Origin of the sequence: Rhodococcus sp. Leaf278 (assembly GCF_001426085.1) — a bacterium.
GTDB lineage: Bacteria > Actinomycetota > Actinomycetes > Mycobacteriales > Mycobacteriaceae > Rhodococcoides.
This window is the reverse complement of record NZ_LMRR01000016.1, coordinates 1-13,108: the sequence shown is the minus strand read 5'-3', so window position 1 is coordinate 13,108 and position 13,108 is coordinate 1. Positions and strand designations below refer to the sequence as shown.

11 protein-coding genes and 1 pseudogene are annotated in these 13,108 nt (G+C 62.1%); 6 read left to right on the top strand and 6 right to left on the bottom strand.

The window, feature by feature from the left end; genetic code table 11:
• Nucleotides 1-168 precede the first annotated feature (168 nt).
• The 3 genes from ASG84_RS15900 to ASG84_RS15890 are packed head-to-tail and all read left to right on the top strand — an operon-like array spanning nt 169 to nt 4,485.
• Nucleotides 169-2,040, top strand: coding sequence for a flavin-containing monooxygenase (locus ASG84_RS15900; protein WP_082521028.1), 1,872 nt, complete (start codon nt 169-171; stop codon nt 2,038-2,040).
• A 55-nt stretch (nt 2,041-2,095) separates the two neighbouring features.
• Nucleotides 2,096-3,763, top strand: coding sequence for an AMP-binding protein (locus ASG84_RS15895; RefSeq protein WP_057478019.1), 1,668 nt, complete (start codon nt 2,096-2,098; stop codon nt 3,761-3,763).
• Nucleotides 3,764-3,777: 14 nt separating this feature from the next.
• Nucleotides 3,778-4,485 carry a nitroreductase gene (locus ASG84_RS15890; protein ID WP_082521027.1) on the top strand — a complete coding sequence of 236 codons (708 nt, stop codon included), beginning with the start codon at nt 3,778-3,780 and terminating at the stop codon, nt 4,483-4,485.
• Nucleotides 4,486-4,596: 111 nt separating this feature from the next.
• Here the strand turns inward: ASG84_RS15890 and ASG84_RS15885 are convergent, their stop codons facing one another.
• Nucleotides 4,597-5,187, bottom strand: a complete 591-nt coding sequence (locus tag ASG84_RS15885; RefSeq protein WP_235581689.1) for a TetR/AcrR family transcriptional regulator — start codon at nt 5,185-5,187, stop codon at nt 4,597-4,599.
• A gap of 190 nt (nt 5,188-5,377) precedes the next feature.
• Between ASG84_RS15885 and ASG84_RS15880 the strand changes: the two genes are divergently transcribed.
• The gene (locus ASG84_RS15880) at nt 5,378-6,700 is read left to right on the top strand and encodes an NtaA/DmoA family FMN-dependent monooxygenase (RefSeq protein WP_057478017.1); all 1,323 of its coding nucleotides are present in this window, start codon (nt 5,378-5,380) and stop codon (nt 6,698-6,700) included.
• A 57-nt stretch (nt 6,701-6,757) separates the two neighbouring features.
• Here the strand turns inward: ASG84_RS15880 and ASG84_RS27490 are convergent, their stop codons facing one another.
• The gene (locus ASG84_RS27490; protein WP_156399552.1) at nt 6,758-6,952 is read right to left on the bottom strand and encodes a hypothetical protein; all 195 of its coding nucleotides are present in this window, start codon (nt 6,950-6,952) and stop codon (nt 6,758-6,760) included.
• Nucleotides 6,953-7,446: 494 nt separating this feature from the next.
• Between ASG84_RS27490 and ASG84_RS15870 the strand changes: the two genes are divergently transcribed.
• Both ASG84_RS15870 and ASG84_RS27010 read left to right on the top strand, forming a co-directional pair.
• Nucleotides 7,447-9,036, top strand: a complete 1,590-nt coding sequence (locus ASG84_RS15870) for a GMC oxidoreductase (protein ID WP_235581688.1) — start codon at nt 7,447-7,449, stop codon at nt 9,034-9,036.
• A 336-nt stretch (nt 9,037-9,372) separates the two neighbouring features.
• Nucleotides 9,373-9,900, top strand: a pseudogene (locus ASG84_RS27010) (enolase C-terminal domain-like protein); the annotation flags it as partial.
• Between the two features lie 10 nt (nt 9,901-9,910).
• Here ASG84_RS27010 and ASG84_RS15855 read toward each other — a convergent pair.
• The 4 genes from ASG84_RS15855 to ASG84_RS15845 are packed head-to-tail and all read right to left on the bottom strand — an operon-like array spanning nt 9,911 to nt 12,930.
• Nucleotides 9,911-10,561: a TetR/AcrR family transcriptional regulator gene (locus ASG84_RS15855; RefSeq protein WP_057478012.1), complete on the bottom strand. Its 651-nt coding sequence runs from the start codon at nt 10,559-10,561 to the stop codon at nt 9,911-9,913.
• Nucleotides 10,558-11,046: an SDR family NAD(P)-dependent oxidoreductase gene (locus ASG84_RS28545; protein ID WP_082521025.1), complete on the bottom strand. Its 489-nt coding sequence runs from the start codon at nt 11,044-11,046 to the stop codon at nt 10,558-10,560. The genes ASG84_RS15855 and ASG84_RS28545 overlap by 4 nt, the downstream gene beginning before the upstream one ends.
• 22 nt (nt 11,047-11,068) lie before the next feature.
• Nucleotides 11,069-11,401, bottom strand: coding sequence for an SDR family NAD(P)-dependent oxidoreductase (locus ASG84_RS28540; RefSeq protein WP_162248347.1), 333 nt, complete (start codon nt 11,399-11,401; stop codon nt 11,069-11,071).
• The gene (locus ASG84_RS15845; RefSeq protein WP_235581687.1) at nt 11,398-12,930 is read right to left on the bottom strand and encodes a flavin-containing monooxygenase; all 1,533 of its coding nucleotides are present in this window, start codon (nt 12,928-12,930) and stop codon (nt 11,398-11,400) included. Before ASG84_RS15845 ends, ASG84_RS28540 begins: the two co-directional genes overlap by 4 nt.
• Between the last annotated feature and the right edge of the window lie 178 nt (nt 12,931-13,108).

The window sequence follows — 13,108 nt, the reverse complement described above, 5'->3', positions numbered from 1 at the left end:
TCAAGGCACTACCTTGACTTCGATTCACCCTGAGCCTCGACTGCTCCTACCTCCGGCCCCACTTCTCGAACCGATCCCGACCGGCCCCCGTGTCGGTGCGCAAGGTCGGACGCAAGCGGGCCGTGAACTCGACGGGCGATACGAAACTCGACCAGAGGAAAGCGAAACATGACGAGCACGCATTCGACAACCGCAGAACCGACGACATCGGACTTCGAGGAGATCCGAGCTGCCATCGTCGCGGACCTCCGCATGTCTCCGGACGAATACCGAGAAATCTATCGTCGTGAACGCGACAAGCGCATCAGAGTCGACGGAGTGGCGCAATACCAAGGTGCGGTCGACAAGTACGACGGCTTCGCCGACGATCCGTTCATGGAGGTGGAACCTCGCGAGCCGATCATCGAGAATGTCGAAGTCCTCGTGATCGGCGGTGGATTCGGCGGCCTACTGGCCGGCGCCCGATTGCGGGAGCAAGGTTGTACAGACATCCGAATCCTCGATGAGGGTGGAGATTTCGGCGGTGCCTGGTACTGGAATCGGTACCCCGGGGCCATGTGCGACATCGAATCGTATATCTACCTTCCGCTTCTCGACGAGGTCGGCTACATCCCGACTTTGAAGTACGCAAAGGGCCCGGAGATCCGGGCTCATGCAAAACGAATCGGCACTCACTTCAAGCTGTACGAGAAGGCGTCCTTCCACACGCGAGTGGAGGGAGTCGAATGGGATTCCGCGCGCGAGGTATGGCACGTGCGGACCAACCGAGGCGATGATTTCTCTGCGACGAGCATCGTCATCGCCAGCGGACCGCTGAGTAAGCCGAAGTTTCCGCGAATCCCGGGGATCGAGAATTTCGAGGGACGGGTCTTCCACACCAGCCGGTGGGACTTCGACTACACCGGTGGCGACGAAACGGGGTCGATGAGCGGCCTTGCCGACAAGAAGGTCGGCATCGTCGGGACCGGAGCGACCTCGCTCCAAGCCGTTCCCAAGCTCGCCGAATCCGCCAAGGAGCTCTTCGTCATCCAGCGGACACCATCCACGGTCGATGTACGCGCGAATCGTCCGACCGATCCGGAATGGGCGGACTCGCTGGAGCCCGGGTGGCAGCAACAGCGAATGGAAAACTTCATCACTATCGTCAGCGGCAACAAGGTCTCGACGGACCTGGTCGCGGACGGCTGGACATCGATCTACGAACGCTTGACAGGTCGAGCAGTGCGCCCGGTCGCAGAAAAGCTCGGCCGACGGCTGACTTCGGCCGAAAAAGAAGAAATTCTCGAGCTGCTCGACTTCAAGAAAATGGACGAGATTCGAGATCGAATCGACGAGACCGTCACGGACCGCCGCACCGCGGACTCGCTCAAGCCCTGGTACCGGTTGCTGTGCAAGCGCCCCGGATTCCACGACGAGTACCTCGACACGTTCAATCGACCCAATGTCAGCCTCGTAGACACACATGGACAAGGCATAGAGCGAATGGAGAAGGGTGCCGTCGTGGCCGACGGACGGACCATCGAACTCGATTGCCTCATCTTCGCCACGGGTTTCGAGGTCGGAACTCAGTACACCAGCAGGAACGGGTACGACGTGGTCGGCCGCGACGGTGTCCGGCTCAGCGAGAAATGGCAGGACGGCTTCAGCACCTTCCACGGTTTGCATTCCGCCGGCTTCCCGAACTGCTACTTCATGGGCCGGATTCAGACCGGCACATCGGTCAACTACATGCACACGGTCAGCGAGCAGTCGAAGCACATCGCCTACATCTACTCGGCGCAGAAGCAGGCCGGTCTGGGACCGCTGGAGGCGTCTCCTCTGGCCGAGAAGCAGTGGCGAGACGAGATCATTCGTTCGTCGAAATCCAACCAGGCGTTCTACGAGGAATGCACCCCCGGCTACTTCAACAACGAAGGTAAGCCGGGTGACGCCAACGGTCTGTTCTCCGGCGGGTACGGAGACGGACCTCTCAAGTTCTTCGACCTTCTGAAGCAATGGCGCGAAGACGGCTCGATGGCCGGTCTCGACGCAATCTCATGAGTGCTCGGACACACACCCACTTCACCGCCTCGACTGAACCAGGAGTACGGACCTCGTGAGCAATCCTGATCTTGCGGCCCGGACCGATGAGGTCGCCACCCGCCGCCCCCAGCGGTTCGCCAACTTCGCGCACGCTCTCGACACGTGGGGGCGTGAGCGGTTGGGCCACATCGCTGTTCGGATCGACGACAGCACATTCACCTATGACGGCCTCGACACGGCGACCGCGGTGCTGGCCACAGGCCTCCGCCGAATCGGCGTGTCCGCGGGCGAACGGATCGTCTACCTCAGCGCGTATCGACACGAAGTGCTCCTGAACGTACTCGCCGGGTACCGAGTCGGGGCGATCAACGTAGTTCTGAACGAATACTTGAAGGGCGACTCGCTCCGTCACCAACTGGTCGATTCCGCGCCGAGCGTAGTGGTGGTCGACGCCGACGGTCTGGCCATGATCGTCGCGCTCGAGCTCGACCTGCCAGACCTGAGAACCGTTGTGGTGCTCGATGATACGGAGCCTGTTTCCACCGATGGCCTTCCGTTCGACGTAGTTTTGTGGGACTCGTTGAACTCGGGTCCTCCCTTGCGTGAGCTCGACGTCGCCGGCCCGAACGACCCGGCTCAGATCGTCTACACGTCCGGCACCACTGGCTTACCCAAAGGATGCCTTCTGAGTCAGCGGTACCTGTTGCATCAGGGCGAGGTTTTCGGGCCGTGGTCCGGGCTACGCGCCGACGACGTGTACATGTCCTCGGCACCGCTGTACCACGTCAGCGGAATACACGTTCTGACAACCGGACTCAACGCCGGAGCGGCCGTACTGGTGGTACCCCGCTTCAGTGCCTCCAAATTTTGGGACCGTGTACGTGAATTCGACGTGACCGCGTTCCACGGGCTCGGATTCACCACGCTCGCCCTTCTAGGGCAGCCACCACGCGACGATGACAAGAACCATCCTCTCCGATTCTTCTGGAGCGGAGCCGCACCGCATGAGGCGAAGGAAGAGTTCGAGAACAGGTTCGGGGTCCGCGTCATCGGCGGCGGATACGGACAGACGGAGTTCAACCCGGTAGCAATGGTTCAACCGGATTTTCCTCCTGCAGATCGCAATTCGATGGGCAGGCCCCTCGATCACGTCGAACTCAGACTGGTCGACGACGCCGGAAACGACGTGTCGCAGGGGGAGGTCGGCGAGATGATAGTGCGGCCCAACCGGTCCGGAGTGATGTTCGGTGGATACTGGCGGCAGCCTGAGGCGACCCTCGAGGCGTGGCGCGACCTATGGCACCGAACCGGAGACCTGGCAAGGTACGACGTCACCGGCAACCTGCAGTTCGCTGGGCGCGCAAACGATTCCATGCGAAGAAGGGGAGAGAACGTCTCCGCATTCCAGGTGGAGCAGGCCATTGCGAAACATCCGGCAGTCCGGGAGGTCGCAGTGTTCGGAGTCCGCATCGATACAGAGGTCGACGATTGCATCAAGGCGGACATAGTCGTACACGACGATGCCTCCTTCGAGATCGAAGAGTTCGCCGAGTTCGTCAACATCGAACTGCCGTACTACGCAACTCCGCGATTCATCGAGATCATCGCTTCGCTACCTCGGAACGCCAGCGGAAGAGTTACCAAGCACACGCTGAACCGTAGCGTTGCCGACGCTACGGTCATCGACCTGCACGAGTCAGGCCTTGCGGTGAGCCGAACTGCTCGACGATCCGCTCGGTAGCCCAGATTGCGCTGATGAAGAAGGAGGCTGCAGTGAATTCCACGCAATCATCGGAGTTCGATGCCCTCACCAGGATATTGCAGGGCCGGTGGAGTTGCCGTGGGTACCTGGAGGACCCAGTTCCGCGCCGGACGATCGAACAGGTCCTCGCCTTGGCACGGCTGTCGCCGTCCTGGTGCAACACCCAGCCGTGGCAGTTGCTGGTGACAGAAGGTGCCGGAACAACCCGATTTCGCGAAGCGTTGGTGGAGCACGCCTCCACGGCGACGATCACGCCGGATTTTCGCTTTCCTGAAGGGTATTCCGGTACCTATCGAGACCGGCGACGAGAATGTGGACTGCAGCTTTATGACAGCGTGGGCGTTGCGAAGGGTGATCGACACGCGTCGGCCGCGCAAGCTGCGCGAAACTTCGAGTTCTTCGGTGCGCCGCATACGGCAATTGTGACGACGAATTCCGAGCTCGGGATTTACGGTGCAGTCGACTGCGGCCTGTACGTTCAAACGTTTCTGCTCGCCGCACAGAGCGTCGGACTCGGCGCGATACCTCAAGCCGCACTGGCAGCACACTCGAAGTTCATTCGAGACTACTTCCAACTACCCGAGGACCGGATGGTTTTGTGCGGCATATCTTTCGGATACCCCGACACTGAACACCCAGCCAACGGGTTCCGCACAAGACGCGTACCTGTCGGCGACACCTTCGACTGGGTGAATACCTGAACCACAGGCGTGATCGACACGTCCGGTCGGGTATGCGCGCAGGCGTTGCCGAGTCGAGCAACGTGTAGTCGAGCCTGTCTGTGGACATGCCCTGGCGGCCGAACACGACCGCTATCGCGCGTGTTCGGCCGCCCAACCCGACTTGATCAGGGACCGGAGTGCTGGTGCCGACGACGAATCGGCCAACCTTGCGCTACTGATCCACACGGACGCCAGCACCGACAGAAAAAGTTCACGTCCGCCGACATCTTCTCGCGCGAGGCCATCACGCTGCGCCGAGGCAAGAAACGATTCGGTCGTGTCGATCAGCCCACCACACGTCAGCGCGAGCGGCGACGTCTCCTCTTTCAACGCCTCTCGCAGAGGTTCGGGAAGCCCCTCGAAGGCCGAAGCCCACTCACTCACCGCTGCCAACCACCCTTCCAGCGCTTCCGCTGAATCGCCCCCCTGCGCCTCGATTGCATCGAGGCTCGCCCGGAGCGCGTGGTCCCGTGTGCTCAGCAGTTCGGCCAGCAACGCATCTCGCGTCGGAAAGTGACGGTAGAGAGTGCCGGGGCCGACACCCGCTTCCTTGGCGATAGCGTCCATCGAGCCCTCGACGCCTTCTCGCGCGAACACCGACTCGGCGATCTCAAGGATGCGAGCACGATTTCTCGACGCGTCTGCTCTGAGCTTGCGCGCCACCGGTGCAGATTCAGCCACTGTCAGTCCTCCCATCCCAGTCGAGCGGAAGCCTTCTCCGCTGCCGAAATGCTACCCGGATTGCAAGTGGAAAGCATCTCCGGTTAAATAGATGGAGAGCGCCTCCGAATAACCGAGCCGCGCTCATCAGACCGTTGCACCAGCCGACAACGCCGTTCGTCGCGCGTTGGCGCTATCACGAAGGAACGACATGACCGACCGAAAAATGATCCTTGGAATGCAACTCGGCAACGGGTACGGGACACAGCCGACGGCGTGGCGAGCGCCCGGTGTCGACCCGTCGAACTACACGAACTTCGACGCATTGGTTCGTTACGCCCAGGCCGCCGAGCGCGGCAAAGTGGCATTCCTGTTTCTGCCCGACTTCTTGGCACAGATCGGGGAGGGCCACGATCACGAGGCACCGATGCTGACACTCGAACCGATGCTGACACTCGCGGCGATCGCCCGAGAGACCGAACGGATCGGCCTGATCGCCACCGGATCGACAACCTTCAACGAGCCCTTCAACATCGCTCGCACCTTCAAGGCGCTCGATGTGATGAGCCATGGGCGAGCCGGCTGGAATGCGGTGACCACCAGCGATCCGGCCGCGGCAGCGAACTTCGGCAAACAGATCGCCCCGCGGCCCGAACGCTATCAACGCGCTCACGAAACGATTCAGATCACCCAAGCACTGTGGGGCAGCTGGCAGCGGGATGCGTGGATCAAGGACACCGAGACCCCCCGATTCGTCGACTCGGACAAGATCCAGCCGATCAATCTCGCCGGCAAGTACGTCGCCTCGACGGGACCCCTTGCCATACCACCGTCCGAACAAGGCCAGCCGGTCATCGTCTCCGCCGGCGGCGGCGAGTACGGACTCGAAATTGCCGGCCGCTACGCCAGCGCGGTCATCGGGGCAGTGTTCACCATCGAAGACGCGCGGGCTCAACGAAACGCGGTCCGCGCCGCAGCAGAACGGGCAGGCCGCGATCCCGACGAAGTGAAGTTCTTCGCCGGAGTGATGCCCGCAATCGCCCCGACCAAGCGTGCCGCGCTCGACCGCCGCCTCGCACTCGGCGAACAGTCGTTTCCCGGCCGCGTCCCGTATCTCGGTGCCATGCTCGGACTCTCGCTGACCGCCGACCATATCGATCAGCCACTCACGCCGGCCCAACTCGCCGCCGCCCGCGCAAACCCGGGCGATCCGCGGTCGGCCCGAGCCCTCGAGGTCGCACGGGAAGGCTGGACGATCCGTGAAATCCTCGCCCACGGCGTCATCGACTACCACCCCACGCCGATCGGACCGGCGTCGGTGACGGCAGACCACCTCCAGAAATGGTTCGAGGTAGGCGCAGCCGACGGGTTCTGGGTAGCAATCGACATCTACGAGGACGGGATAGACACCTTTGTCGACGAGGTCGTCCCCATCTTGCAGCAGCGCGGCATCTACCACGATGACTACGAAGGTGCCACGCTGCGCGAAAACCTCGGCGTCCCGGATCAGTACGGGCTCGATCCACGGGTGTGAGTCAGACCAATTGAGTCTACCGAACCGGCACGACGGTCAATTCTTCGGCAGGTGCGACTAAATCAACTGAATGGCGGCATCCGCGAGCTCCTCGGCGGTGAACCCCTCGCTCGGGCGATACCAACGCGACACCCAAATCGCCATTCCCAACAGCAGGCGCGTAGTGACGCGTAGGTCGGACCACACGAGTACTCCGCTTCCATCGCGCGGGTCACCGCAGTGGTCCATAGCGCCTCGCAGTCGCGGCTCCATTCCTGCCACCGCTTGCTCACGTCGGTCTGCAAGCCGTGCCCGCCGAAGTACTCACGAGTCTTTATCGCAGCGTCGATCTGCAGCCGGATGATGCCCAACAAAGCATCTTCCGGGTCGTCCACCGACCAGAAGGTGTCTTTCACACCCGTCAATAGATCGCCCGTGAGTCGTTCGAGCACGATTCCGAGTAGTTGGTCCTTTGGGAGAAAGCACGCGCTCCTGACCCCTGGGCGGTCGAAGTCACAGGACTGTTGTCGTCTCGAAATCTCGCACGAGCATTCGCCGGAGTCCGAAGCGGTCCGCCATCGCCCATGACGCACACCACATACATTCTCGATGGTGACCATGCCCGCAAAATGATGGGAATTCTAGATTCCTACCTACCGGTAACCCATGCTGAAACCTGTCGTCGCTCCCGCGTTCGACTTCGATTGTCGGGTTAAGGGTGACACGTGAACTTCAATCGTCGTACTTTCGTGCGTGCAACTGGAACTGTGGCTGCTGCGACTTTGCTCGGTGGCGGCGCACACCGCGCAGCCTCCGCAGCACCTCTACTGGATCCGGCTTACCGACAGTTCGTGCCGGAAATCTACGCGCCGGTCGAACCCGCACCAGACCACAGCGAAGCCATCGTCGTCGGATCCGGTTTCGGAGCAGCGATCACTTCCCGACGACTCGCCGAGGCTGGTGTGTCCGTCACCGTGCTCGAACGCGGTTCTCGTTGGCCCCGTGACCCATTCCGCCAAATCTTCGCCAACGACTTCGCTCCCGACGGGCGCGCTTTCTGGCGGCGTGGAGGTGTGGTGCCACTCACGGGACTTCCGATGGTTCCCACAGACTCGTTCGGCGGCATCTTCGAGGTGACCGATCACGGAACTCTCAGCGTGTGGCGCGCCGCCGCGGTAGGCGGCGGTTCGCTTGTGTTCACAGGAGTCATGATTGCGCCGGAGCGCCGATACTTCGACGCGGTCTTCGGCTCCACCGTCTCGTACGACGAATTGACGTCGATCTACTACCCACGTGTACGACGCGAACTCCGCCTCTCCCCCATGCCGGCCGACATCTATGCCTCTGCACCGTTCACACATTCGCGCATCTGGGATGCGCAGGTCCGCCGCGCTGGATACACGCCGTCCCCCGTCGACGGGATCTGGAACTGGGACATCGTGCGCGCCGAACTCGCGGGACGGTCGCGACCGTCGGCAATCATGGGCGAATCCAACCTCGGAAACTCCAACGGCGCCAAATTCGACCTGACACAGAACTATCTGGCGGCTGCGGAAGCGACCGGTCGGTGCGCCATACACCCGCGCCACGAGGTCACTTCCGTGACTCAGGAGACGAACGGGCGATACGCCCTGACCGTGTCCATCCTGGACCCGACCGCGTCGGTAATCTCGCAACGGACCGTCACCTGCGACCGCCTGTTCCTCGGAGCCGGATCGATGGGCACGTCGCAGCTTCTGGTGAAGTCTCGAGAAACGGGCCTGTTGCCGCAGCTCAACGAGCACATAGGACAGGGCTGGGGTAACAACGGCGACGCTGCATTGGTCCGCGGAATGAGCCCCGAGGGTATCGGTGGCATTCAGGGCTCACCGTCGGCGTCCCGCATCATCGATGAGTCTGATACCCCGCTCAGCTTGACGAATTGGTTCGTACCGGGCAACCCCATCGATCTGGCACTCATCGGTTCTCTCGGAATGGTACTCGACCCCACACGCGGAAACTTCCTCTACGACAAAGCAACCGACTCGGTAGGCCTTGCCTGGCCCGAGCGAGGGAACCAGTACGTCGAAGAGTCCCTTCGCGCCGTTCACAGCAAGATTGCCGAGCGATCAGGTATCGGGACCGGCTATCCACCGCTGCGGGTGGCCGACGTCAACGCCACGTTCACCGCTCATCCACTGGGCGGTGCCGTACTGGGTAAGGCGACGGACAACTGGGGAAGGGTGCACGGCTACTCGGGACTGTATGTCGTCGACGGAGCACTGGTTCCGGGAAGTACCGGCCTCGCGAACCCGTCGCTGACGATCAGTGCACTCGCCGAGCGCAACATCGAGGCCGTGCTGCGCGAGAAGCGTTGAGCTGCAGTCCTGCTCGACGGCACGTCTTGCCCGACAGGGCGTACACAGGGCGCGAAGAGGGCCGAGAGCATTCGGACGAGTTCGGCACCGACAGGTTCAATCGTTGACGTCCGGGTGGTGGGGTTCGTGGTGGTCATCGGTATACCTCTTTGTTGGCGTGTCGTTGACAACAGTCAGCGGTGCCGGCGTGGAACGGAATTCGGAAGGGTCGCGTGTAAAGCGTGTGGTTTATTGTTCGACCGCTGCCGGTGATGTAGATGCCGTCTTGTCGGTGGCGCGCTCGAGCATGGACGCGACCTTGGTGACCGAGGCGACGTCGAGATTCAACGACAGTAATACCTCGAAGACCCGACACCCGGACTCGACGGAATGGCCGAGGTCGCGCGCGCGGCGAAGATGCGACTGGCGACCACCATGTGCGTCGTGGCCTTCGATCACCTGAAGCCTGCAGTGGCGAAGGACTCGGTGCAGGTGGTGTTGTCGGATCACCACTACTGGGGTGGCCTGCAGCGCTCACGGTTGTTCGCCGGAATCTGTGACATTTTCGAGCTCGGACTGTCGATGCACTCGAACAGCCACCTCGGCATCAGCCTGGCCGCGATGGTTCACCTCGCCGCGGCAACACCGAACCATACCTATGCCTGCGATACGCACTCGCCGTGGAAGCACGAGGACGTCGTGCCGAGAGCGTTGAACTTCGTCGACGGCGCGGTGGCCGTTCCCACCGGGCCCGGTCTGGGTATCGAGATCGACCAGGATGCGCTCGCGGCGCTGCATCGGCAGTGCCTCGACTGCAGTATTCGCGACCGCGACGACACCGGGTACATGCAGAGCATCGAGCCGAGCTTCCAGTACACCTGCCCCCCGCTGGTGATCAGCCCTGGCTCTGCAGCGGTTCGACGATGTTGCCCAACATCGTCGAGAAGGTACCGACGACGATATGTCGTTGTGTGGCATAGTCACTGAGGTACCAGGTCAGGGCCGTATGGCTGATGCCCCCGACTGCCGCGGTGGCGAGTAGGTCGACATCGAGGTCCGACCTCGGTGGAATCGGACCTGCGAACGTGGTCAGGTAGCCGAGCAGGAGCGCACCGAACTGCTGCATCACCGAAAGATAAGTCTGTTCGACGCGCGGGCTGACCCCGAGCACTTCCAGCCACCAGACCCTGGCCAGGTGCGAATCCTCGATCTGGTGGAAGAACGGCCCGAGGACCTGCCTGGCCACGGCGTGTACATCACTGTTCGGTGCGCCTCCGGCATCGGCCCCGAGTATCGAATCGTTCAGGCGTGCAATACATTCCTGATACACGGCGAGCAGTAGGTCCACGGTCTTGTCGAAAGGCCGATAGAAGTGCCGATCTGCCACCTTGGCCTCTCGGCACAGTCCGCGGACCGTGGCCGCGCGGTAACCGACACTGCCGAACACCCACAGTCCGGCATCGAGCAGCTGCCTGCGCCGTCGGTCGTCACGGTCGGCTGCACTCTCGCCGCCGTAGGCCCGACCCGGGCTCGCGATCTCCGTCACGGCGTACAGGCGTCCAGCTGCGCCGTCAAAGCATGTACTTGCATGTCAAGCTCCAGGATTGCGTCGTAGATCGGGTTGATCACGCCACGCAACACCGACATCGGGATCCAGCGCTCGGGCAACTGAATACGAGGTACGCGTCGTTCGATCCCCAGCACGACACCGCGGGCCAACGTGCTCGGCGAGATCGGGCGACGCAACAATGCCGGAAACCCTTTGACGACAAGCGCGGTCGCGATCTCGTCACCGCCGAAGTCGACCTTCACGATGGGCGTCGTCACCCATCCGGGATAGTGACCACCAGCGGTCGCGCCCGTGCCCGAGAATTCGAGCCGCAGAGCCCGACCGAGCTGCTCGACAGCGGCCTTCGAAGCCGCATACGGAGCATTGGCGAGTCCGTTGAGGTAGGCATAGGTAGAAGACGTCGACAACACGTAGCCACCCGATTCGACGATTGCGGCAACGCAGCTCGAACGGTGTTCCACACGCCGACCACGTTGACGCCGATCACCTTCTCGAAAATCCCGTCAGCCGCCGATTGGACGGTCGACGCCGTTGAACCACTGTAGATCCGGCATTGGCGAACGCGACGTCGAGCCGCCCGAAGGTGAAGATCGCCGCGTCGACCGCAGCACCCAACTGTTCCCGTCGAGTGACGTCGGCATGGGCAACGACGACGCGATTTACTCCCAGACCGCGCGCGATCGAATCCACATCGGACGACTCGAGATCGACCAGAACGATCAACGCACCGCGTCGATGCAGTGCGGTCGCCACGGCGGAACCGATACCGCCTGCCGCTCCGGTAATCAGCGCGACCCGGCCCGAGAAATCTTTCACGCCGATATCTCGTCCTTCGTGATCGCCTCGGTCGACGAATGGTGAAGTTGATGATCCTGGGGCTTGAAACGCTTGGCCCACCGGCGGAACGTGAAGCTGAAGCCGGGGAACATGGCGACGACGTGACCGGACTTGGACTGGTACCAACTGTTGCAGCCGCCGATCTTCCAGACCGTACCCTCCATCTCGTGGTGGATCTTGTCCGTGTAGACCCGTTCGGCAGATTCGGTGACCTCGATCGCCGATGCCCCGACGCTGCGTACGGACTCGACTGCGCGCCATATGTATTCCATCTGCGCCTCGATGAGGAAGATGGCCGACGTGTGCCCGATTCCGGTGTTCGGCCCCGTGACGACGAACAGGTTCGGGAATTTCGGAATCGTCGTACCCAGGTATGCACGCGGATACGGTGACCACACGTCCGACAGAACCGTGCCGTCGCGACCGATGACGGGGTAGGAAATGACCCCGTCGGTGGCGTCGTATCCGGTCGACCACACCAGAAGGTCGACGTCGACGCGCTCGCCCGAGGTCGTGAGGATTCCGGTTTCGGTGATTTCCGAGATGCCGTCGCCCTTGTCGTGCAATGTGACGTTCGGTTGCGCCAGAGCGGGATACAGCTTGTTGGACACGATTATGCGCTTACACCCGAGGATGTAGTCCGGGGTCAGCTTTGCCCGAAGATCGGCATCGGGAACCTGCGCCGCGAGGTGCTTGACAGCGCTTCGCTGCCCGACGGCCTTCAGCGCCGCCGGCCAATACTTGAATGCGAGAATTCGCGTCTCGAGGCTCCAGTAGAGGCCTGCACGAACGAGGCGGCGGATCGGTTCGATCATCATGAGTTTGCGCTGCAATGGCGTGAACTCGTAATCGTGGCGCGGCATCACCCAGTGCGGGGTGCGCTGGAAGACATGCAACGTCTCCACGTCGGGTTGAATCGTGGGAACGATCTGGGCCGCGCTGGCCCCACTGCCGACGATAGCTACCCGTTTACCTGAGTGGTCGTACTCGGTGTCCCAATCGTTGGTGTGAAACTGTTTGCCACGGAATGAATCTCGCCCGGGAAACGGCGGAACGACCGGCGTGCTGAGCGGGCCGGACGCGTTCACGACGAACTGGGCAGCGTAGTTTCCTCGGGAGGTGGTGATCAGCCAGTGATCGCCGACCCACTGGATCTTCTGCACATCGGTATCGGCGTGCGTGCGCTGCGGTAGGCCGTTGGATTCGAGGACGTGCTGGGTGTAACGCTCGAGCTCCTCACGCTCGGCGAACATGCGCGACCACTCGAACGGTTCGGACGCGATCGAGTACAGCGGACTCTGAACGTCGACGGCCGCGCCCGGGTATCGGTTTTGCTTCCACGTGCCGCCGAGAAAGGGCCTTCGCTCGAGAATGACGAGGTCGTCGATCCCCCGAGCCAGCAGCGCCTTCGCCGCACATTGGCCTCCGAACCCACTACCGATCACTACAACTGTGTGGATGTGCATTTTGTCGATCCCCTCCGGCCACAGTCTACTCATCGTTGACATTCGTTCATTTTATGAATCATACTTCAAACATGGTTACGGATGCCGCCCAGCGCGGTGAGCGGCGTCGTATGCGTACGCGTGCGACGTTGATCGACGCAGCGGAGGAGTTGCTCGCGAACGGTCCGTTCGCGTCGGTGCGGATCGAGGACATCGCCGACGGTGCCGACATGTCTGTGGG

Bases quoted from the DNA above. Each gene is read 5' to 3' on its own strand.
- ASG84_RS15900 (WP_082521028.1), top strand. From the start codon at position 169: ATGACGAGCACGCATTCGACAACCGCAGAACCGACGACATCGGACTTC.
- ASG84_RS15890 (WP_082521027.1), top strand. From the start codon at position 3,778: ATGAAGAAGGAGGCTGCAGTGAATTCCACGCAATCATCGGAGTTCGAT.
- ASG84_RS15880 (WP_057478017.1), top strand. From the start codon at position 5,378: ATGACCGACCGAAAAATGATCCTTGGAATGCAACTCGGCAACGGGTAC.
- ASG84_RS27490 (WP_156399552.1), bottom strand. From the start codon at position 6,952: ATGGAGCCGCGACTGCGAGGCGCTATGGACCACTGCGGTGACCCGCGC.
- ASG84_RS15845 (WP_235581687.1), bottom strand. From the start codon at position 12,930: ATGTCAACGATGAGTAGACTGTGGCCGGAGGGGATCGACAAAATGCAC.